A 21,644-nucleotide genomic window follows, 5' to 3' on the forward strand; every position below is an offset into this window, starting at 1 on the left:
GAGGTTTCCTTAGTATAGACTTTTATATTTAGCAAAAGTATATCTAAAAGTGCTTAAGCCACCCTAAGCTTTAAATTTATAAAGCATGGCGGGCAATAAAGTAAGGGCTGAGACTAGCATGACTACCATAACAAGACATATAAGTCCACCAAAGTAAACAGTCGGCACAAACTCACTACTCATCATCACGCCAAACCCCACGAAAATAGCCGCAGAGGTGTAAAACATGGCACTTCCTATGCCTTTACTTGCTCTTTTTATGGAGGTTTTAATATCGTGGCTAGCACGCTCGCTTAGGTATCTGTGTATGTAGTGGATTATGTCATCTACGCCTATTCCGTAAGCGATGGCGGCTATGGTAATACTCATCACATCAAGCGGTATATCAAGCGCCCCCATAATGCCAAACACAAGCACGAGTGGAATTAGGTTGCTGATTATGGCTATTATGGCTATTTTAAGCGATTTAAACACAAAAATAAATAGAACAAATAGCGCCAATATGGTTATTAAAATAGTCTCTAGTTGGCTTTTTACAAGGCTTTGCAGGACGTTATTATAAAGTATCATTGCGCCAAGTACTTCTATTTTTACATTCTCTTTTTGCGCTATCTCGTCTAGTCCTAGTTTTAGGTTTTTTATAAATTCATTTCGTCTTAGACTAGGGTCACTGTCCTTTACTCTTACGCTAAATCTAAGCTCGCCTTTATCAATATTTACGTAGGGGTCTAGTAGGATTTTTGCGTAATTTTGCGGCATATTTTCTTTCATCGCAGCCAGGATAAATCCACTAGCCTTGCCCTCAAGCTCGATAATTATATTTACGATTGTATTAAGCGATAGCACAGAGCCTATAAATTTATTAAAAGCTAGATATTCATGCACCTCTTTTGCTACTCTTACACGTTTTGCGTTAAACCAGTATTTATCGTCGTTATCGCTAAACTCATCTTCAAATTCATTCTCGCTTTGGCTTGTATTTTTACTATCTTGCTTAAATTTAACAACCACATCAAGTGGTATTGTCCCACCTAAATCATTATCTATTATTAGCATTCCTTTTGAGATTTCAGTGTCTTTTGAAAAATACGAGATAAAGCTATTTTCAGCCCTTAACTGGCTAATACCCCATGCGCTAAAAGCCAGCGTAAAAAAGCATATCATAAAGATAAAAGTCGGACTTTTAATAGCTATGCTTGAGGCTTTTTGGGTAAAGTTTTGTAGGGATAATCCACTGCTTGTCCTAGCTTTTAAAGTTGGCAAAAGCGCACAAATCGCCCCAAAAAGCAAAAAAGATAGTACAAGCGACATAGCTACGCTTAAACTCATCATAACCCCAAGCATCATCACAGGCTTTATATCTGAAATGCAAAGCGAAGCAAATCCTACAACGGTGGTGAATATCGCCCAAAATGACGGACTTGCCTTTTTTTGCAGGGTTAGGTAGGTTAGGGCTTTTGCGCTTAGGCTAGGGTGCAGGCGGGAGATCTCGTTGTAGGTGCAGATTAGATGGATTATTATTGAGATTGTAATGATTAATTCAATTGCGATAAAATTTGAGCTAACAGCTGTTATTTGCCAGCCAGCCATAGCAAATGCCCCAGCCGAGAAAATTACCGAAGCTGTGCAGATAAATATAGCCAGCCACACCCAGCGTATTCGTTTAAAAAATAGCCACAAACAAATAGCCAAAAGCACGCTTAACGCGATAGCATAGACCTTTAAATCGCGGCTAATAAACTCTATCATATCGTTTGCTATCATGCTAGCCCCACCTAGATAAAGCTTATCTTGAGGGTTAAAATTTGCTAGCACGGCTCTTACATTTGATATTAGGTTTGCCTGTTCTTGCCTGCTTAGATTTGGCTTTAAATTTAAAATAATAGCGGTGGTTTTTAAATCTTTGCTTACTATATTATTTGTATAAATAGGACTATTTTCTAGCTCAAGTCTTGCTTGTTGTTTATTTATGTCTTTATCTTTTAGGCTTTTTATGCCATTTAAAAGCCCACTTACTCCGCCTTTTACGCTTTTTAAAAGTGGGACTGTAAGTATCGAGGTTACGCCTTTGGTGCCGTCTATTTTTGATAATTCATCACTTATTTGAGCTATTGTGTTTAGGCTCTCATTACTTAATAAGTCTGATTTTGGTGAGTAGGCTATGACTAAAAAGTCATTTAGCGTATAGTGCTTACTCATCTCCTGCCAAGCTTTTAAGTCTGGGTCTGCCTCTTTTAGGAGTGTCTGGCTTGAGGCGTCTATACCAAGGCGTGTGGCATAAAACGCCATTACTGCGCCAATTATCGCAAAAGCTATAAGCACTATCGCAGCTTTTGAGACAATAAATTTAAAGATATTTTTAATCACTGAGCTTTTAGGGCTTCAATTACTGCGTTTATGCCGCCGTTTTTTAGCACATCTGCAAACTGTCCTTTATAGGTTTGCACAATAGAGACACCAACAATCTCAACATCATACACCAGCCAACCTCGCTCGTTTGCGTTGTAATATTTATACGTGACGTCATAGCGCTTGCCCTTGCTTTGTAGGTGCGCATTTAGCACTGCTCTTTGAGGCTTTGGCTGTTCGAGTGAGTCTATGATAAACTCCTCATCTGTGTAATCTTTTAGCCTTGAGGCATATATGCGCTTTAGCATTTGGCTGAAATTTTTTACGTATGCACTTTGCTCCTCTTTATTTAGTGCATCGTAATTTTTAAACCCAAGGCTAATTTTGGCCATTAATTCATAGTCAAATATAGGGTCAAACTGCGCTACCACCGCATTTTGCTTTGCGTTTTCATCTAGGCTTTTATCATTTAAAATTTTTATGCTATTTTCTACTCTTTTTGCTACATCGTCTTTTATCTCGTTTATTTCTACTCCAAAAGCTAGCGAAAAAGCCAGTAGGATAGATAGTATAATTTTCATTTTATTCCTTTATTTTATGGGCTCTGTTTTGCTCGTAAGCATCCCTTATCATAGGGTATAAAGATACGCTATCTTTTTTAAATTTATCATACTCGTTTGGATTTAGGCTTAGGTTGTTAAAATCTCTATAAACAGCCGCTCCTAAGCCAGCTTCGCTAGGGTCTACATAATATAGCGGAGAGGTAAACATATCTCCCACAAAGCCCACCATATCTCTTAAATTTGAAGGCCCTAAAATAGGCAAGACTACGTGAAATCCACTGCCTATGCCCCAAGCCCCCAGTGTCTGTCCAAAATCCTCATCGTGGCGTGGTATGTGATAGTACGAGGTTGCCACGTCTGTAAAGCCAGCAAAGCCTATTATGGTATTTGCTATAAAGCGCCTAGTCTCATCCCAAGCGCCTTGAAATTTAAACTGAAGTAGGTTATTTATTAGTCTTATAGGGAATTTTAAATTGTCAAAAAAATTACTTATTACATTTCGTCCAGTCTCTGGCACGACTGCTGCATAGCCCTTTGCAGTGGGAATAAATATGTTTGTATACATAAAATCATTAAAGCTTGTCATCATTTTATTATAACCACTAAGAGGGTCAAATACGCTTTGAGGCTGCTTAAATTCGCTCTCAAAATCATTTGTGCTTGCAAATCCTATACTAATAGCAAAAAATAGAGCTAAAAAAATTCTCAACATATAGCCTTTTTAATGAAAATGCAAAGGTTATATTATATGTTTTAAAGCTTTAAAATTTATTAAAAATATATATTAATTATTATGACGGAATAGCCTAATTTTAAGCAAACTTATATATATAACACAATATACTTCATAAATTAAATTTATTATATTTAAGGTGAAATTTCGTGAAAGCTGATGTGAGTTTGGGTATATTTTTAAAGGATAAAGCAAAGCTGTTTTCAAAGCATGTAAAGCTGTTAAAAGCCGTAGATGAGACTAGATCTATTACAAAAGCGGCAGAAAAAATAGGCGTATCGTATAAAACGGCGTGGGATACTTTAGACATGTTAAATAATAAAAGCCCGCTTCCGCTGTTAGAACGGGCGGAGGGGAGTAAGAAAAATAGTGGCACGAGGCTTAGTGAGTATGCGCTTGAGCTTATAGATACCTTTGAAAAGCTCCTAATTGTGCAACAAAGCTTCCTTGAAAGAGTGCTTGAAAGCGGCATAGATGCAAAAAAGCTAGCAGCACTAAGTGGGCTAAATATCGCCCTAAGCGCTAGAAATCAGCTAAGTGGCGTAATCGAACAAATAGCAGAGCTTGAGCTTTTAAGCTTAATTAGTGTAAGGCTAAGTAGTGGCGATATGCTAAGGGCTAAAATCACAGCAAGCAGCCAAAAGGCGCTAAATTTACAAATCGGTTCAAACGTCGTAATGATATTTAAATCTCCAGTCGTAAGTCTAAGCAAGAAGGCGAATGAGGGTGAAAATATCATAGGCGGCACACTATCACAGCTAATGATAAATAAAACTCAAGCTGAGGTGCTTTTGCATGTGTCAGATGGTTTAAATTTAACAGCTACAGTAAGCGCGGACGAGGCTAGTGCGCTAAAAGTGGGCGATACGGTGTATGCTAAAATAGATGAAAATGACATTATAATAGGGGTATAAAATGAATAAATTTATTTTTAAGGCGGCTTTTGCGGCTTTAATGGCGCTTAGCTTGCAGGCTAAAGAGGTGGTGGTTTACGCAGCGGCAAATACGACGTATGCTTTTCCTGAGCTTATAAAGAAATTTAATACTCATCACAAAGATACACAAATAAAGCTCACTCTAGGTTCAAGCGGTGCGCTTAGTACGCAGATAAGAAACGGTGCAAATGCCGATATATTCCTAGCGGCTAATATGGATTTTGTAAATAAACTAGCAGATGATGGCTTTAGTGAAACTAAGCCTGTGGTGTATGCTAGGGGTAAGCTTGCGCTTTTTAGTCTTGAGCGGATTGCACTTAATGATGGCATAAAATCCGTGTTAAACGCAAAAAGCATAAGCATAGCAAACCCAAAAACAGCCCCATACGGAACAGCCAGCATAGAGGCGCTTAAAAATGCTAAAATTTTAACAAAAGTAGAGCCTAAAATAATCTATGCGCAAAAAATTTCTGAGACTTTATCGCAGGCTCTAAGCGCTGCTGATGTCGGATTTATCGCGGCTAGCGCACTATATAGCCCAAAAATGACACAGTATAAAGAGGGGGTAAATTATATCTTTATAAACTCAGAACTTTACTCGCCTATAGACCAAGGCATTGTGCTTTTAAACCACGCCAAAGATAGCAAAGAAGCGCGCGAGTTTTATGAGTTTTTGCTAGGCGATGAGGCTAGGGCTATATTTGCTAAGTTTGGCTACGATTTGCCATAATGCTAGCCACTGTAAAAAGCGTAAAAAGCACCAAAGGGGCGAGCTTTTACGAGCTTATTGGTGCTAATGCAAAGCTAAAAATGCTAATCATAGGCGATAATGGCGCCTTAATCCCAAATGAGCGCATAAGGATTAGCGTAAAAAGTAGCGACGTAGCCGTAGCCTTATCGCCTATTTGTGATATATCCATTTCAAATTGCCTAAAATGCGAGGTTGTAGGTTTAAATGTGGGTGAGATTTTGGCTACAGTTACGCTTAGATTAGATGATGAAAGCTTGATTGAGAGCATTATTACGGCTAGTTCTGCGAGGGGTTTAAATTTGAGCATAGGGCTTAGGGTATATGCGCTTATAAAGGCCACAAGTCTTTTTGTGAAAGAGAGAATTTGATAAATTTAGAGTGCGAAAAACGGCTAAATGGCGGTGATGGTAGCTTTTTGCTTGAAGCAAATATGAGCGTCAATGAGGGCGAGATAGTCGCGCTTTATGGGCGTTCTGGAAGTGGAAAGACCACTATTTTGCGCCTTTTAGCAGGCTTTGAAACCCCTGATAGTGGGCGTATTAGTGTGGGTGGGGAGGTGTTTTATGATAGCAAGGCTGGTATTAATATCCCTCCGCAAAGGAGAAATATAGGCTTTTTGTTTCAAAATTATGCCCTTTTTGATAATATGAATGTCGAGCAAAACCTTCTTTACGCACAAAATGATAAAAAGCTCTGCTCCTATTTGCTTGAAATTTTAGAGCTTAAAGATCTAGCACGTGCTAGTATAGAGAGCCTAAGCGGTGGACAAAAGCAGCGCGTAGCAATAGCTAGGGCTTTGATGCGCCACCCTAGGATTTTGCTACTTGATGAGCCGCTTTCTGCGCTTGATAACGCCATGAGGGAGAAATTGCAGGATTTCTTGCTCACTCTTTATGAGGAGTTTAAATTTACCTGCATACTGATAAGCCATGATATAGGCGAGATTTATAGGCTTTGTGGTCGAGTTTTTAGCGTGGATTGTGGCAAGATTAGCCAAGCGAGTGTGCAGCAGAAATTTTTAGGTTTTAATGAAGGGTTAAATTTAAACCTTCACGCAAAGATTGTCGATATTAGCGAGATTGATGGGGCTTTTGTGGTGGTTTTTAGTTTAGGACAACAGCTTTCTAGGGTGCTTTTAAGCAAAAGTGAAGTCTTTGGATTGAAAGTGGGCGATAGGATTAGACTAAGCACAGAGGCATTTAGCCTAAGGGTAAACAAGGCTTGAAATTCGCTTTTTAAGCCTTGTTTGGATAGAAATTATAAAAACTTAAACAAAAGTTTTTGGGCTTTGATTGTTTTGCAAAAGTGCTATAAATAAATCTCAAATATATTTTGTAAAGTTTTTGTTTATCGCTTTGCTAAGTCATGTAAAGAATTTGCGTTAGCTATGAAATGCCATAACGTAATATTACTCGCATAAGTGGCTTTTTGCGGTTTTTATAGGCTAGTACTTTCATTTTGAAGTTGTTGAAATAAATTTAAATCCTAAAAACTTTGATTTTATTTTATCGGTGTTTTAAATTTATCATCCCTTTTAAACAATAACAATCTTAAGGCAAGCTCTAGCCACGTATGAGCGACTTATTAATCGCTCGTGCATGGTAAGACTTGCACTACGAGGAGTTTGTTATAAAGTGCTAAAATCCGCTGGTAAAAAGGCTTTATTACGAAGCCATCCCCTTAGCTTTATCAATGTCGACACTTTAGTTTAAAACCTACTTTGACACAACAAAGCTATATCAAAGGAGTGTATGTGGACTACGGTATCTTTGCGGCAACTACTTGCCGTGTGCCAATAAATCACACTGGTAAATTATTTTATGCCTTGCATTAAATTTAAAAGTCTAAGTCGTAATAGCATTTTTGATAATACTTTTAAAAAAAGTCAAATTTAAATCCAAGTCCATCTTATTACGCTAGGTAATTGTGCGCTATTTTATAGTGTTAAATTTGCGCCATTTGGCTTCTTAAATCAAGAAGCCAAAATGTCTGTAAAACACTCAGTAGTCAAGCTCTGGCTTTGGAGTGGCATCTGTGCTAACTGGCAGCATAGGGTAGCTTATATTTTCAAGTTTGCCTGTTAGAGATTTTAAAAATGCCACTATATCAGCTGCTTCTTTGTCGTTTATGTCTACGCCAAGCTGCACGCTTCCCATGGTTTTTACAGCCTCTGCTAATGACCAAATCACGCCATTGTGAAAATACGGCGCAGTAAGCTCTACGTTGCGCAAAGTAGGGGCTTTTACCATGCCATTTGCGTCGCCCTTAAAGTCACCGACACTGGCAAATTTATACTTATTTGCCACCTCAAACGGAGCTAGAGTGCCGCCTAGATTTATTCCGCCGTGGCAGGTTACACAGCCTTTGTCTAAAAATAGCTTAAGCCCAGCTTTTTCTTGCGTATTTAGGGCGCTTTCTTTGCCTTCTAAAAACTCATCAAACCTACTAGGAGTTACAAGTGTTCGCTCAAATATTCCTATCGTCGTAGCTACAAGCGCAAAATCGATCTTTACATTTTCGCCGTAAGCTTTTTTAAAGAGTTTGGCGTATTCTGGCATGCTTTTTACCCTAGCTTCGACCAAATCAGGGGTTGCCGCCATTTCTGGGCTTGCTTGAATTGGGCCTTGAGCTTGATCTGCTAGGTGGGCTGCTCTGCCGTCCCAAAACTGCGCAGAGTTAAAGACTGAGTTTAGCACGGTTGGGGCGTTTAGATGGTGTGGATTTGGTGTCCATTTATGCCCTGTGCTAGCTGGTACACCGTCGCTGCCGCCAAGACCCAGGTTATGACAGGTGTTGCAGCTTATTATTCCGCTTCTTGATATTCTAGGATCAAAATAAAGCGCCTTGCCAAGCTCTACTCGTTCGGTGGTTGTGGGGTACTTTAGCGAGTCTGGTGCTGCTTCGTTTATTAGCTTTGCAAGCTCTTTTTTATCCGTTGGTATGGGTGTTAGTCCAGCCTCTTTTGCCTCATCTATTAGCTTGCTGGCTGATAAAGAGCTAATAAGTACAGCCGAGAGTGCTATACTGCGAAGTTTCATTTTATCTCCTTTTTTTGTAAATACAAATTGAATGATATGCTTTTTTTAATTAAAAAGAGATAAAATTTATTAAATTATTATTTTTATATAATTTTAAGATATATTAGTTAAGAAATGCTATACCTTTATGGATTAAATTTATTAGTCTAAGTGTTAAATTTGGCTATATTATAAAATAGTTCTAGCTTTATAAAATGCCTTTTTTACGGAGGAATGTTTGCGATAAAAGTATAGTTAGCTTGTGCTGTGCTGTTTATATTTATTAGTTGTTTTGGTAAATTTATAAGGCTTTTGTGGTTAAATTAAAGTTCCCCCTGCTTTTTTATAGCTTAAAGGCTAAAAGCAGGGGATATACCACAAAAATTGGGGCTAAATTTACTCGCTATAAACCACGGTCTCAGGCTTTACGCTATCGCCGTAAAATGGCTTAAGCGTAGCCTCATAATCATCATAGAAAAACTTCTCGCTATAAAGCTTTTTCATCTCGTCATTTAGCCATGATAAAAGTTCAGGCTTACCCTTTTTTACGGCTGGTGCGATAACGTCTATGTTGCCTAGTTCTGCCATGCCAACCTCAAAGCCAGGATTTTCTCTAACCCAAGCAAAAAGTAGGGCGTTATCATGGCTTAGCGCAGCTCCGCGACCGTCCAATAAGGCGTTAAAAGTCTCTGTATTTTGGTCGTATTTTAAAAGGCTGATATTTGGATAGTTTTTGGTAAAAAACGCATCAGCTGTTGTGCCTTTATTTACGATTAAAAGCTTGTCTTTTAGCTCATCGATATTTGTAATTAGCGCATTTTTAGGGCTTACTATACCAAGGGCTACTTTCATATAAGGCAGCGCAAAGTCCACAACTTCGGCTCTTTCAGGAGTTTTTGTGAAATTTGCTAGTATTATATCTACCTTATCGGCTAGCAAAAACTCAACACGGCTTGCCGCCTCGACAATTACGTACTCTACTTTATTTTCATCGCCTAGTAGGTCTTTTGCAAGACGCTTTGCTAGGTAGATGTCATAGCCTTGATTTACGCCATTTTTATCGACATATCCAAATGGAGGCTTATCTCCAAATACGCCTATTCTAACGACGCCTCGCGCTTTTATCTCATCAAGTGAGTTTGTGCTTTTAGGGTTTTCCGCTTCACCGCAACCAGCGACAAATGCCGCAAGCGCAAAAGCACCTATAAATTTAAGAAAGCCTCTTCTCATTTTTATCCTTTTAATAAAATATTATTAGTATAATATTAAATTTATCATAAAAATTTAATATTATACTTTTATTAATCTTATAATTTAAGTTAAAATTTAAGCTTTAAATTCAAACATATTTAAAAACTTCTTAGCCCTTTCGCTCTTTGGCGAGGTAAAAAACTCCTCAGGCTCAGAAATTTCGACTATCTCACCCTTATCCATGAAAACTATCCTATCAGCCACCGCCCTAGCAAATGCCATTTCGTGTGTAACGATTAGCATGGTTCTGCCCTCTTTGGCAAGCTCGAGCATGACATCAAGAACCTCTCTTACAATCTCAGGGTCAAGTGCAGCCGTAACCTCATCAAATAGCATAATTTCAGGATTTATGCAAAGCGCTCTTACTATGGCTATGCGCTGTTTTTGCCCTCCGCTTAGCTCTTTTGGGTAGGCGTCTTTTTTGTCAGCTAGCCCAACTCTCTCAAGCCATAAAAGCGCCTCTGCTTCGGCTTTTGTTCTATCTTGGTGCTGCACTTTTATGGGGGCTAGAAGGATATTTTGCATTACACTTAAGTGGTCGAAAAGTTCATAGTGCTGAAAGACCATACCTACCTTAGCACCCCTTACTTGTTGCCAGTCTTTAAAGTCTTTATCGATTTTAAGGCTATCTATTATAATCTCTCCGCTTGCTATTTTCTCAAGCCCATTTATACAGCGCAAAGTCGTGCTTTTACCGCATCCAGATGGTCCTAAAAGAACGACGACTTCGCCTTTTTGCACACTTAAATTTATATCTTTTAGCGCGTGCATGTTAGAGTAGAATTTATTTATATTTTTAAGCTCTAAAATAGCCATTATCCCCACTTCCTTTCGAGTGTTTTTGAGTATAGCGATACAGGGTAGCATATCGCAAAATAGATTAAAAATATACTACCATATACAAAAAATGGAGTATAGTTATATTCAAAAAGATTGCTCTCAATTACCATCTGTCCTACTTTTAAAAGCTCCACAACACCGATTAGTACGACAATAGGCGTGGTTTTTACGATACGGCTGAATAAATTTATAGCTCCTGGTACTAGCCTTCTAGTAGCAAGTGGCAAAATGATATAAATATAAATTTGAAATTTGCTAAAGCCAAGTGCGGCAGCTGATTCAAATTGTGATTTTGGAATGCTCTCGATGGCTCCGCGCACTAAATCCATCATCTCAAACACACCCCAAATACTAAAGACTATCACACTGGCACTAAAGGCTGAGATGTGGATATTTAGGGCTTTTGAAAGTCCAAAATAGACGATAAAAAGCCAGACAAGCTGAGGCATGACGCGCACGATTTCAAGTCCTAGTTTTAAAGTTAGCTTTATAAATTTATTCCCCGCATTCATAGCTACCCCCAGCATTAGCCCGCCAAAAAGCGAGATAATCATAGATAAAAATGAAATTTCAAGCGTTACTAAAAGCCCCTGCGCTAGTCTAGGTAGAGACTGGGATAAAATTTCAAGCCCTTGCATAATTTAGCCTTTTTTCTAAATATGAAAGCCCAAGTGATACAGGCAAAATGATAATAAGATACGACGCCACTAGCAAAAATAGAGCCTCGTTTGTGCGGTAATAAAGCCCTATTATGTCCTTTGTTGCGTAGACTAAATCAGCCAGTGCGATGACGCTTACGACTGAGGTTTCTTTTATTAAAAATATCACATTTGCCGATATTGATGGCAGGCTTATACGTAGGGCTTGTGGGAGTATGACGTATCGTAGAGCACTTGCTTTGCTAAGCCCTAGCGAGAGCGCTGACTCATACTGTGCGCACCTAATGGCTTCAAGTCCTAGCCTAAAGCTCTCAGCCATGTAGCCTCCGCCTAAAAATATAAGCGCGATTAAGGCGCATGTAAATGAACTTATGTGTATGCCTATCTTTGGTAGACCATAATATAAAAAGAAAAGCTGTATTAAAAGCGGCGTGTTGCGAGAAAGCTCTATATAGCAGCTTACTATCTTACTTAGTATTGGGCGGTTAAAATAGTAGCTTATCGCACAAGCTAGCCCTAAAGCTAGCGAGGCTATGATACCAAGTGTTGCTAGCTTTATGGTAAGCCAGCCCGCCTGCGCATACATAGGCACAAATCTCAAAATAAAATCAAAATCCATAAAATACCTAAAAATTTTCTTTAAAAGTTCTAATTATACTTTGCAAATTTTAAACAATACTTAGATATAATCTATGAATAAAATTTACAAAATAATATGAATAAAAGGATTTAAATTTGTTTGAGAGTTTGATTAAAAAAGCGTATGATGAGGATATAGGGCGGGGGGATCTTTTTTCATTAGTCTCGTCTGGCAGCGTAAAAGAGGCAAGTATAAAGGCAAAGCAAGATGGCGTTTTTGCTGGAGAAGTGGCGCTAAGAGAAGCCTGCGAGATGGCGCAAATTGAGCTTAGTGTGTTTAAATTTGATGGCGATGGGATAAAAAGTGGCGACGAGATAGCTAGACTAAGGGCTGATGAGCGTGTGCTTTTACGCTGGGAGAGGACTATTTTAAATTTTATCCAGCACGCAAGCGGAATAGCCACGATGACGGCTAAGTTTGTAAAGCAAATTAGTGGCAGTGGCGCTGGACTGCTTGATACTAGAAAGACGCGTCCAGGGCTTAGAGTGTATGAAAAATACGCCGTACGCTGTGGTGGTGGGAGTAATCACAGACTAGGGCTTGATGATGCTTTAATGCTAAAGGATAGCCATTTAGATGGCGTGGCTGACTGGGCTTTATTTTTTAGCGAGGCTAGGAAAAAGATGCCATTTACCACAAAAATCGAAGTCGAGTGTGATAATTTCGAGCAAGCAAGCAAGGCTATGGCAGCGGGAGCTGATATAATAATGTGCGATAATATGGGCTTTGATGAGATAGCTAGGATTAAAAAGCTGCGTGATGAGAGCTATCCTGCGGTACTGCTTGAAGCTAGTGGAAATATCTCACTAGCTACCGCAAGAGATTATGCCTTTAGCGGAGTGGATGCTATTAGCACAGGAAGCACCATCCATCAGGCGGTTTGGCTTGATTTTTCCATGAGGCTTGCGTAAGGATAAAGCGTGGCTGACGATCAGGAAAAGACCGAAGAGCCCTCGTCTAAGAAAATAGACGACGCCAAAAAGGATGGAAACGTCCCTAAAAGCCAGGATATTAGCGGCTTTTTCACGCTTAGTGTGGGGATTGCATTGCTTCTTGCTATGCTTGGCTTTATGAAAGAGGAGGTTATTAGACTTTACCATTTTTATCAGAGCTTTATAGGCGTAGAGCTAACCGTAAGTGTGGCTCATCAAATAGTTATAAATACCCTTTTTCGTGGGCTATTAATGATACTTCCTATTTGCATTTGTGTGGCTATTGCTGGGGTGATTGCAAATGTTATGCAGTTTGGTTTTATTTTTACGACTAAGCCTATTACACCAGATTTAAATAAAATAAACCCCCTAAAAGGGCTTAAAAATTTATTCTCAATGAAAAAGCTAATTGATAGCGTAAAAATAGTGGCAAAAGTTGCCATTGTTTTTGGCGTGGCGTTTATCTTTTTTCTTAAATTTATTACTGAGCTTCCACACGTGCTGCTTTTTAGTATGTTTGACCAGCTTGAGTGGCTCGAGCGAAAAATGCTAATCCTTGTTGCTGTCATGCTTGCTATTTTATTTGTCATAGCCATAATTGATCTGCTTTTAGTGCGATTTCAGTATTTTAAGGGGCTTAGAATGAGCAAACAAGAGCTAAAAGACGAATACAAGCAAATGGAGGGCGATCCTCAGGTAAAAGGGCGCATACGCCAGCTACAAATGCAAGCAGCCAAAAAGCGTATGATGTCCGCAGTTCCACAAGCTGATGTGGTAATCACTAACCCAACCCACTACGCAGTAGCCCTGCGCTATGATAAGGAGGCTGAGGGCGTACCAGTAGTACTAGCAAAGGGTGTGGATAATCTAGCCATGCAAATTAGAAAAATAGCCACCGCCCATGAGATAGAAATAGTGGAAAATCCGCCCCTTGCAAGGCAGCTTTATCGTATGTGCGAGGCTGGAGACACGATACCTTCAAATATGTTTAAAGCAGTCGCAGACGTGCTTCGCTTTGTTTATACAAATAACAAAGAAAAATTCAAAAATAAACTAAAGTAAAATAAATTCTAACCGATATTGTAAGTATGGTAATCTCAAACTATACTATAAATATGGGTGCTACTTCTATAAAGACGCTATCTTTAAAATCGACTCAGCAAGAAGAGCAAAGTAGCACAAAAGAACAAGCAAGCCTAAGTGCAGTAAGAAGTACTGAGCTAAGAGAGGCTAAAGGCAACTGGGAGGCGCTAAAAAAGAGCCTTACAAAGGAGGTTATAGTGCATATAGCTAGAAAAACCGACCCAGTGCTTAACGGCTTTGAGGAGTTTTATAGCGCAAGCGAGCTAAGCTATCAAATGCAAGCAAAAGTGCAGACTGATGAGGGTATGATTGAGCTAAGCCTTGAGATAAATTTAAAATCAAGCTTTACAAGACGTCGCTTATTAAGCTCTAGATTTACAGACCCTCTTGCCATATCATTTAATGGCTCAGCAGTTGGTTTAAGCGGTAAAAAGATAAGCTTTGATATAGACGCAGACGGCAGAGTCGATGAGATAAGTGCGTTAAAGCGAGGGCAGGGCTATTTAGCACTTGATAAAAACGAAAACGGCAAGATAGACGACGCGAGCGAGCTTTTTGGCGCTTTTAGTGGGGACGGCTTTTCTGATTTGGCTAAATTTGACGATGATAAAAATGGCTTTATCGATAAAAATGACAGCATTTTTTCTAAGCTTAGGGTATGGGAAAACGACGGCGAGCGTTCTCGGCTTTTAGCTCTTGGCGAGGTGGGCGTGGGAGCCATTTATCTAGGTAGCATAAAGAGTGATTATGAGTTTAGAAATAGCTTTAATAACGAGCTTTTAGGGGCGGTTAGATCAAGCGGCTTTGCCATTAGCGAGCGTGGCGAGACTATGCATGTGGCGCAGGTTGATTTGGCTAAATTTCCGCCTTCTACGAGTATAGAATTTGTCGCCAAAAAGCTTAATGAGCGCCTATCGGGTGGCATTAAAAATTTAAAAATAAAACGTACGTCGTTTGAGGAGTTTGCTCTTAATGTCTTTGGTAAGGATGATGCGCGTAATAAGCTGCTTCGTGAGATAGCAAAGCACAATCAAAAGCTGGCTCAAACCACAGATGGTGTGCAAAAGCAGGAGATTAAAGCGCGGATTTCTGCGGCTAAATTAAAGCTTGCTGAGCTAAATATAATGGTCTGATTTTACTTTTATGGTACGGTAATCGCTAAACTGTGTGGTATTTTTTTATGTTTAAATTTGGATATTTTTTAGCTTTGCTTCAAGCTTCAAAAATTAAGCAAGTCATATACAGAGAAAATATGCACTAAGTACCTTTGTTGCCTAGAAAACGTCTTGTAAATTTTATTTAGAAATATAAAGGGTTTTAAGCTTTATATTTTGCCAAAGTTAAAAACTTTACAGATATTAGTCAAAATTCTACGTTGCCATTTTTTGCATGCTTTTTAAATTCAAAAATTTTTTGATTTAAATTTAAGCTTAATATGTGCATTTGTTTTTTGTCTGTTAAATTTACGATATGCAATTTTTGCTTAGACAAAAAGGGTTTTGCAAAAGGAGTTAACGTTTAGGTTTTGCGTTATTCTAAAACAAAACTCCACCAATACTAGCTACAAACCCTTTTTATTCAGTTTACAATCAATCTCCAAGCACCACGCCCTCTCTGCGTGGATCGGCTCCGCCCTCAAGCACGCCGTCTTTTATTAAAATAGCCTGCACGCCTGAGTTTAGCTCCCTGATTTGGGTTTTAAAGCCAAGCCCAGCCAGTTCACTCTCGTGCTTGCTAGCTGCTGTGCCGACTTCTAGCTCGTAAGTGCCAAAGCGGTTTAGCACATTTGGGTAGCTAATTGCCGCTTGCACGTCTAGCCCCCAGTCTACGTGGGCGATTATGGTTTTGGCTACGTAGCCTATTATGCGACTTCCGCCCGGAGAGCCTACGCTCATATATGGCTTGCCATTAAGCAGCACTATAGTTGGTGCCATAGACGAGCGGGGGCGTTTGTGTGGGGCTGGGCTGTTTGCCACTATGCCAGCCTCATTTCTAGGCACAAATGAAAAATCGGTCAGCTCATTATTTAGCAAGTAGCCGTTTGCCATTAGGGTTGAGCCAAATGCGTTTTCAATCGATGTTGTCATAGATAGGACGTTGCCATAGCTATCTACTATGCTAATATGGCTGGTTGATGGCAGCTCAAGTGCGGTGCTGGGCGCATAGGCAAGCCCCGCTATCTCGCCAGCTGGAGCGTCTGCTAGGGCCTGCTTGCTACCTGCTAGCTTTGCACGCTCGTCTAGGTAGCTGCTTGATAGTAGGGCTTGGTATGGCACATTGATAAAGTCCGGATCGCCCATAAATTTATTCCTATCGGCAAATGCCAGCCTTGAGGCATCTCCTAGGAGCTTTAGCCCCCTTAGTTCTCCTGCTTGGCTTGGCTCAAATCGCCCCATAATGCCTAAAATCTGCCCCACAGCCACACCGCCGCTACTTGCTCCGCCCATACCGCAGACTTCAAATTCCCTATACTGCGCACAAACCGGCTCACGCTCGATCACTTTGTAGCTTGCAAAGTCATTTTGGCTTATTTTGGCCTTGTGATTGCTTGCTTGGGCTACGGATGTGCTGATATTTTGGGCTAGCTTGCCGCTATAAAATGGCTCTGCGCCCTCTTTGGCTAGGGTTTTTAGGGCGTTTGCGTATGCTTTGTTTTTTAGAATTTGTCCTTCACGCAGCCCCTTGCCATTTGGCATAAAATATTCGGCCGCTGTTTTGTTTTTGGCTAGATTTTCTGCGTTTTGCTCTATGCTTTTTGCTAGGCGGTTTGATACTTTAAAGCCGTTTTGGGCTAAATTTATTGGATATTTTAAGATCTTTTCTAGCTTTAAGCTGCCATATCTTTTATGAAGGTATTCAATCATTCTAGGCACGCCCGGCACTCCTACCGATATGCCGCCAACGACTGCGTCCATAAACTCAAGCTCCTTGCCTCTAGCGTCCAAAAATCGCTCAGGCGTGGTGCTGGCCGGGGCTATCTCTCTAGCGTCAAAGCTTGTTAGCTTTTTGCTTTTTGAGTCATAATAAAGCACAAAAGCCCCGCCTCCAAGCCCAGATGACTGCGGTTCGGTAAGCCCAAGTGTGGCTTGCGCTGCTATCATCGCATCTATGGCGTTTCCGCCGGCTTTTAGCACCTCATAGCCTGCCTGGCTTGCGTGAGGATTTGCCGTGGCTATCATAAATTTATTTGCCTTTACTAGGCTTTGCTTGCTTAGTCCGCTCGCCCTTTCTGGGGCTGTGGCGTCTGCGCCAGTTGGCTGGCTTTGGGCTATGGCTAGACTTGCTGCTAGTGCTAGGTAGATTAGCTTTTTCATACTTTATCCTTTAATATTTGTTTAGTAATATTATCATTTATTAATGAAAATAAAATTTTAAAAAAATAGTAATTTTGTGGTTTAAATTTTTATCTGTATTTGTTGATGGTAAATAGTTGCTAGAAATGATGATTAAAAATGGCAGAATTTAACTAAGATTATAAGCACCGCAAGGGTGATTCGCCATTTTTGCATAAGATTACCAATATTATAAAATTTGTTTAGTATTTTTAAATTTGGATTTAAATGGGTTATTAATGAACATTTTATACATATAGATATGTTTTGTTATTTTAATAACCATCTATCGATTATTATCCTTTTTAGCTAATTTTTGATGTTAACTGATATATACATGTGTGCTACTCCAAATTTTATTTTTGATTTTGGGTTGGCTATTTTTAATCAAAAACTAGTATAAAAAATACAGCAAAAATTAATATTTATCCAATTTATAATAAAATTACCTTTTATTAATAAACTTTTATTACTATAACAAAAAATTCAAAAAGCCAATCCAAGGAGGCAAAGATGAAAACGATAGAGCTGATAAGAAAATATGAAAACGCTCAAAAGCAGTTTGAAGACAGCCTAAGTGCAGCTAGCTCAGCCAGCGTGCAACGAGCTAAGCAGGCTTTTGACGCAGCTTATGACGCGACTAAATTTTCTTTAGTGGGCGTGTCAAAGTATAAGCAGAGCCTTGAGTCTTTGCTAAAAAGCTACACCCAAAAGGCGAGCAAGGGCGAGCTAAGCCCAGCCGAGCGTGGCGAGCTAAAAGCGGTGCTAGAGCCTAAGATTTATGACTTTTACGACAAGGCTTATACCAAGCTTTCAAGCAAGCTTTATAACGGCGTAAATGCCGATGAAAAGGCGGTCTTTTCGCAGACGAAGATGCTAAATGATATGGGCGTGCTAGATCATGGCGGACGCTGTTTGCCACTAGCAAAGATGTACCTAGTCGCCGTTGCAAACGACAAACTACCGCAGCTTTTTTCAAATTTGGAGTTTGAATCACAAAGGCACCCAGCCGAGCTAGCCCACACCCTGCACGAGCTACACGCCAAAACTCCGCACGCTACGACGCTTTCGGGTAGCTATGGCTTTGAGGAGATAGCCCAGCTTTTAGCCAGCGGCGACGATGCGGGCTATTTGCTAAACACACCTACCCACTCTATGGCGGTGGCGAAAAAGGGCGGGGAGTATTACTTTTTTGATCCAAATTCAATATCGGCTAAATTTTCAAGCGTGGATAAGCTAAAGGTAGCTTTAAGCAAGTATCTTGGCGGCGAGTATGGCGAGATTTTGGGTCTTAGTGGAGTCAAAAATGCGAGCTTTAACGACGTGCTAAAGCTAGATACCGCAGCTTATAGCGGCGAGAAGATCGCCACTTTGCCAAATGGGGCTAGTGTGAAATTTGACGATATACTAAGCGATGATGGCATAGTCGCTTCGGCTGCTAAAAACGGCTATGAGCTAGCTACAAATTTGCCAGAACACGCCCTAAGCAACACCAACAACAACGCAGTCGATGAGCTACCAGCGCTTCGCATTAGCCCTGCTAGTCTGCTTAGCGACGATGATGTGCCTGTTTTGTCAAACAAAATTTCAAGCCGTCAGGATGCCGTAAAGATGATAGACGTAATCAAAAATGCCCTATCAAACGAGAGCGATGGCGGCTACTGGCTAAGCCAAATAAACGGCGTGAATGTGCTTTTAAGCGATAGTGAGATCGGCTCTGATTTGGCCAAATTTAGCACCTTTGTGCAAAGCCACAAGGAAAGCGGGGTGGATGATTTTATCTACGTGCTAAAAAGCAAGGGCGAGGTAAAGCTTTTAAGCTTTGGGGTTAATGAGGCCTTGGGGCTAGATTTGGACGATACTTCTAGCCTTAGCTCGGCCTTTTCTGACGATGGGAGTATAAATTCTCTCTTAAGCAAGGCTGGTGTGAGCGATGATAGCTTTAGCCTAAGTGGGGTCAGTCTAAATTTAGATGAGCCAGATGGGCTTGGGGCATTTTTAGACGGCGAAGATGGCTATATTTTTCGCTTGCAGGGCGACGATGATGGGGTGAAATTGCTTGGTGCGCTTGGCAAGTATAAAGTCGCCGATTTGGGTGCTGGGCTAGTGGGCGTGGCTAGATACATAGCAGCCGCCGCTACAGGTGATACTTCAAGCGACGAGGGCAGGGCAGGCGTGGCGAGCTCGTCAGTTTCAGCCATAAGCTCTGGCACAGACGTGGCGAGCATAGCTTTAAATTTAGCTGGCGTAAATGGCAAGGGCGTCATAGCTCTGGGCTCATCAAGTGGCGTGCTAAATGCGATAAGCAACTTTATCACCATAGGGGTGATGTCGGCTCAGTTTAAAGACCTAGATCAAAAGTCGCAAATAGCCGCTGGCGTGGAGCTGGGGCTAAAAGTGGCTGGTAGTCTTGGTATGGCTAGTGCTGGGGTGAGTGCTGGGGTACTAGCGGCAAAACAGGTAGTCTCGTCTTTGCCTGGGCTAGCCACAGCAGCTGCGGCAGTAAGCCTAGCTATAAGCCCGCTTACGATAATGGAGATACTAAATCAGCAAGATAGAGCTAATGCTATAAGGGATTTAGCGGATGTGATGAAAAAGGCTGGCTACGCAGGCGATAGCGTGCTAGCTGAGCTTTTGGGCGATAAGCTGGGCTTAGATGCTAGCTACGCTGGGCTAGGTATGGGCTTTGGAGTGGCTGGTGCTGCTGTTTCAGCTGCGGCTGCAGCTAGCGTGGTGGGAGCACCAGTGGCTGCGGTAGCTGGGCTAACCACTGGAGTGATACTGGGTATGCTAGAAGCGACAAAGCAGCCCATACTAGAAGGCATAGCGGCTAAATATAAAGCCAAAATCGATCAGCTAGGCGGAGCCGAAAAGCTCTTTGAAAGCGGACTTAAGGCTGAGTTTAAAATCGAGATAGAGGCTATGAAAGCCGAGCTTAAGGGCTTAGAGCAGACTTATGGGGCGGATTATGTCGTCGCTGCTAGCGGAGTAAAGGCGAGCGAAAGCATGATAGAACTAGCCGCCATAACCAAAACCACAGCCGATATGCAAACGGCTACAAATCTGGCTACTAAGGTAAAAGATGGCGTTGCTTTAGATGAGCAAAAAGTTTTGCTAGATAATGAAAAAGGCACCTTGCAAATTCAAAGCCAAAATGGCGATACGGCCTTGGTTTCATTTACCACGCCACTTTTTGCCCCTGGAGTGGAGCAAAGCGCACGCACGCAAACAGGCAAAAACTCCTACTACACCAAGCTCGTGCTAAACGCTCCAAAAGACGGCTATAAGCTAATAGGCGATGCTGGAGCTGAGATATTTAGGCTAGAGGATAAATACGCCAGCGTGCTAATAAGCGGCGATAAGGTCGAGCACAAAATCGAGCTAAGCATAGACGCAAAGGGCGGCGATGATAAACTAATCGCAGATGGGGGCTTTTTTAAATTTGACGGCGGAGACGGAGTGGATGCGGCTATTTATGGCAACGAGACAATCTCAAAAGTCATCGTCATAGGCAAAGATAGCGGTAGTGGCGAATACAGCGTCATAAAGCAGCTAGACAACGCTCCAGTCGCCACTGATACCACAGGCGTAAAAGACGTGCAGTACGGCAAGCGAAGCGAGAGCGTGGAGTATCGTGATATAAAGATTAAGCCAAGCACCTACACCGCTGTTGATGAGCTAAAAAATGTCGAGAGCATAGTGGGCAGCAAGGGCGATGACGATATGAGCGGCACTAGCGGGGCTGATGTGTTTATCGGGCTTGGGGGCGATGATATGCTTGAGGGTAGAGATGGCGATGATGTGTTAGTAGGTGGCGCTGGCAATGATACTTTAAGGGGTGGCGCTGGCAATGACATATTAATCGGCGGCAGCGGCTTTAATACCTTAGAAGGTGGCGACGGCGATGATACCTATGTCGTGGGTGCTGGTGGGGCAAATTTGATCTTTGACACGCACGGAGATAATAAAATATTAATCAATGATGATAAGTCTAGCTTTTTATTGTCTCGTACGAGCGATGATATGATATTTATGCAGTTTGGCGATGGTAGCTACACTATCGCTAGCCCAAATACGCAAGTGTATGCTATGCTATCGCCAAATCAGAGCGAGCAAGTCAGCCAAAATGGCATCTACGTCCATCAAGACGACGGCTTGTATCGCATCGCCACCGATGATACGCCTGTTGATTTGGAGCTTTTAGGCTTTAATCCCTTTAGCCCAGACATAGCCTAGCTGCATAGCCTAGCCTGGCAAATTTACTTTGCTAGGCTAGCTGTTGTGATGGGCTTGTGTTTTATGATACAAAATGCTATTTATGACGGCCAATAAGCTTTGTTTGGCAGATATGCCTATGCTCCAGTATGGCTCATTAAAGCTCTATTGTCGTTTCAAAGCAGCATTTAACAGCTCCTTTGAAGTGGATTTTACCATTTTTTAGAGCATGCTTAGATATTTTGGCTTCTTTTTATCTGAGCATTAAATTGTTTTAATAATGTCCAGTGCTCTAGGTTAAAATTAATTGTACTTATCATAAAATTTATTATTCTTTGCTATAG

The 21,644-nt window shown here is 41.0% G+C and carries 17 protein-coding genes; 8 read left to right on the top strand and 9 right to left on the bottom strand.

Going from position 1 to position 21,644, the window contains the following annotated elements:
• Window positions 1–63 precede the first annotated feature (63 nt).
• The 3 genes from LBC_RS01890 to LBC_RS01900 are packed head-to-tail and all read right to left on the bottom strand — an operon-like array spanning window position 64 to window position 3,621.
• Window positions 64–2,322, bottom strand: coding sequence for an RND family transporter (locus LBC_RS01890; RefSeq protein WP_260173424.1), 2,259 nt, complete (start codon window positions 2,320–2,322; stop codon window positions 64–66).
• A gap of 41 nt (window positions 2,323–2,363) precedes the next feature.
• Window positions 2,364–2,930 (bottom strand): phospholipid-binding protein MlaC, encoded by a 567-nt coding sequence (locus LBC_RS01895; protein WP_221254430.1) that lies wholly within the window; start codon window positions 2,928–2,930, stop codon window positions 2,364–2,366.
• Between the two features lies 1 nt (window position 2,931).
• Window positions 2,932–3,621, bottom strand: coding sequence for a VacJ family lipoprotein (locus tag LBC_RS01900; protein ID WP_221254431.1), 690 nt, complete (start codon window positions 3,619–3,621; stop codon window positions 2,932–2,934).
• Between the two features lie 173 nt (window positions 3,622–3,794).
• Here LBC_RS01900 and LBC_RS01905 point away from each other — a divergent pair, with 173 nt between their 5' ends.
• The 4 genes from LBC_RS01905 to LBC_RS01920 are packed head-to-tail and all read left to right on the top strand — an operon-like array spanning window position 3,795 to window position 6,556.
• Window positions 3,795–4,559 carry a TOBE domain-containing protein gene (locus tag LBC_RS01905; protein ID WP_221254432.1) on the top strand — a complete coding sequence of 255 codons (765 nt, stop codon included), beginning with the start codon at window positions 3,795–3,797 and terminating at the stop codon, window positions 4,557–4,559.
• A 1-nt stretch (window position 4,560) separates the two neighbouring features.
• The gene (modA, locus tag LBC_RS01910; RefSeq protein ID WP_221254433.1) at window positions 4,561–5,310 is read left to right on the top strand and encodes a molybdate ABC transporter substrate-binding protein; all 750 of its coding nucleotides are present in this window, start codon (window positions 4,561–4,563) and stop codon (window positions 5,308–5,310) included.
• A complete protein-coding gene (locus LBC_RS01915) occupies window positions 5,310–5,699 on the top strand; it encodes a molybdopterin-binding protein (RefSeq protein ID WP_221254434.1) in 390 nt (129 codons plus the stop codon). The genes modA and LBC_RS01915 overlap by 1 nt, the downstream gene beginning before the upstream one ends.
• Window positions 5,696–6,556 (top strand): ATP-binding cassette domain-containing protein, encoded by an 861-nt coding sequence (locus LBC_RS01920; protein WP_221254435.1) that lies wholly within the window; start codon window positions 5,696–5,698, stop codon window positions 6,554–6,556. The genes LBC_RS01915 and LBC_RS01920 overlap by 4 nt, the downstream gene beginning before the upstream one ends.
• A gap of 775 nt (window positions 6,557–7,331) precedes the next feature.
• Here the strand turns inward: LBC_RS01920 and LBC_RS01925 are convergent.
• From LBC_RS01925 to LBC_RS01945, 5 genes are all read right to left on the bottom strand, one after another.
• Window positions 7,332–8,369: a cytochrome-c peroxidase gene (locus LBC_RS01925; RefSeq protein WP_221254436.1), complete on the bottom strand. Its 1,038-nt coding sequence runs from the start codon at window positions 8,367–8,369 to the stop codon at window positions 7,332–7,334.
• Between the two features lie 375 nt (window positions 8,370–8,744).
• The gene (locus LBC_RS01930; protein WP_221254437.1) at window positions 8,745–9,578 is read right to left on the bottom strand and encodes a cysteine ABC transporter substrate-binding protein; all 834 of its coding nucleotides are present in this window, start codon (window positions 9,576–9,578) and stop codon (window positions 8,745–8,747) included.
• Between the two features lie 96 nt (window positions 9,579–9,674).
• A complete protein-coding gene (locus LBC_RS01935; RefSeq protein WP_260173425.1) occupies window positions 9,675–10,415 on the bottom strand; it encodes an amino acid ABC transporter ATP-binding protein in 741 nt (246 codons plus the stop codon).
• Window positions 10,415–11,077 (bottom strand): amino acid ABC transporter permease, encoded by a 663-nt coding sequence (locus LBC_RS01940; protein ID WP_221254438.1) that lies wholly within the window; start codon window positions 11,075–11,077, stop codon window positions 10,415–10,417. The genes LBC_RS01935 and LBC_RS01940 overlap by 1 nt, the downstream gene beginning before the upstream one ends.
• On the bottom strand, window positions 11,064–11,717 hold the full coding sequence (locus tag LBC_RS01945) for an amino acid ABC transporter permease (RefSeq protein ID WP_221254439.1): 654 nt from the start codon (window positions 11,715–11,717) through the stop codon (window positions 11,064–11,066). Before LBC_RS01945 ends, LBC_RS01940 begins: the two co-directional genes overlap by 14 nt.
• A gap of 116 nt (window positions 11,718–11,833) precedes the next feature.
• Between LBC_RS01945 and nadC the strand changes: the two genes are divergently transcribed.
• From nadC to LBC_RS01960, 3 genes are read left to right on the top strand one after another with little or no spacing between them, the layout of a single operon-like run.
• Window positions 11,834–12,649, top strand: coding sequence for a carboxylating nicotinate-nucleotide diphosphorylase (gene nadC / locus LBC_RS01950; protein ID WP_221254440.1), 816 nt, complete (start codon window positions 11,834–11,836; stop codon window positions 12,647–12,649).
• A gap of 9 nt (window positions 12,650–12,658) precedes the next feature.
• Window positions 12,659–13,732, top strand: a complete 1,074-nt coding sequence (flhB, locus tag LBC_RS01955) for a flagellar biosynthesis protein FlhB (RefSeq protein WP_221254441.1) — start codon at window positions 12,659–12,661, stop codon at window positions 13,730–13,732.
• Between the two features lie 26 nt (window positions 13,733–13,758).
• Window positions 13,759–14,886, top strand: a complete 1,128-nt coding sequence (locus LBC_RS01960; protein WP_221254442.1) for a hypothetical protein — start codon at window positions 13,759–13,761, stop codon at window positions 14,884–14,886.
• A gap of 456 nt (window positions 14,887–15,342) precedes the next feature.
• Here the strand turns inward: LBC_RS01960 and ggt are convergent, their stop codons facing one another.
• Entirely contained in the window at window positions 15,343–17,067 is a 1,725-nt protein-coding gene (gene ggt / locus LBC_RS01965) for a gamma-glutamyltransferase (RefSeq protein WP_221254443.1), read from the bottom strand.
• Between the two features lie 531 nt (window positions 17,068–17,598).
• Here ggt and LBC_RS01970 point away from each other — a divergent pair.
• Complete coding sequence (locus LBC_RS01970; RefSeq protein WP_221254444.1) at window positions 17,599–21,321, top strand: hypothetical protein; 3,723 nt, start codon at window positions 17,599–17,601, stop codon at window positions 21,319–21,321.
• Window positions 21,322–21,644 lie beyond the last annotated feature (323 nt).

It is taken from the genome of Campylobacter sp. 19-13652 (assembly GCF_019702925.1).
Taxonomy (GTDB): domain Bacteria; phylum Campylobacterota; class Campylobacteria; order Campylobacterales; family Campylobacteraceae; genus Campylobacter_A.

What these genes read in the sequence shown, in the direction of transcription:
- LBC_RS01915 (WP_221254434.1), top strand. Translation starts at nt 5,310, where the DNA reads ATGCTAGCCACTGTAAAAAGCGTAAAAAGCACCAAAGGGGCGAGCTTT.
- LBC_RS01935 (WP_260173425.1), bottom strand. Translation starts at nt 10,415, where the DNA reads ATGGCTATTTTAGAGCTTAAAAATATAAATAAATTCTACTCTAACATG.
- LBC_RS01960 (WP_221254442.1), top strand. Translation starts at nt 13,759, where the DNA reads ATGGTAATCTCAAACTATACTATAAATATGGGTGCTACTTCTATAAAG.
- modA (WP_221254433.1), top strand. Translation starts at nt 4,561, where the DNA reads ATGAATAAATTTATTTTTAAGGCGGCTTTTGCGGCTTTAATGGCGCTT.
- LBC_RS01925 (WP_221254436.1), bottom strand. Translation starts at nt 8,369, where the DNA reads ATGAAACTTCGCAGTATAGCACTCTCGGCTGTACTTATTAGCTCTTTA.
- ggt (WP_221254443.1), bottom strand. Translation starts at nt 17,067, where the DNA reads ATGAAAAAGCTAATCTACCTAGCACTAGCAGCAAGTCTAGCCATAGCC.
- LBC_RS01970 (WP_221254444.1), top strand. Translation starts at nt 17,599, where the DNA reads ATGAAAACGATAGAGCTGATAAGAAAATATGAAAACGCTCAAAAGCAG.
- LBC_RS01930 (WP_221254437.1), bottom strand. Translation starts at nt 9,578, where the DNA reads ATGAGAAGAGGCTTTCTTAAATTTATAGGTGCTTTTGCGCTTGCGGCA.
- LBC_RS01945 (WP_221254439.1), bottom strand. Translation starts at nt 11,717, where the DNA reads ATGGATTTTGATTTTATTTTGAGATTTGTGCCTATGTATGCGCAGGCG.
- LBC_RS01895 (WP_221254430.1), bottom strand. Translation starts at nt 2,930, where the DNA reads ATGAAAATTATACTATCTATCCTACTGGCTTTTTCGCTAGCTTTTGGA.
- LBC_RS01940 (WP_221254438.1), bottom strand. Translation starts at nt 11,077, where the DNA reads ATGCAAGGGCTTGAAATTTTATCCCAGTCTCTACCTAGACTAGCGCAG.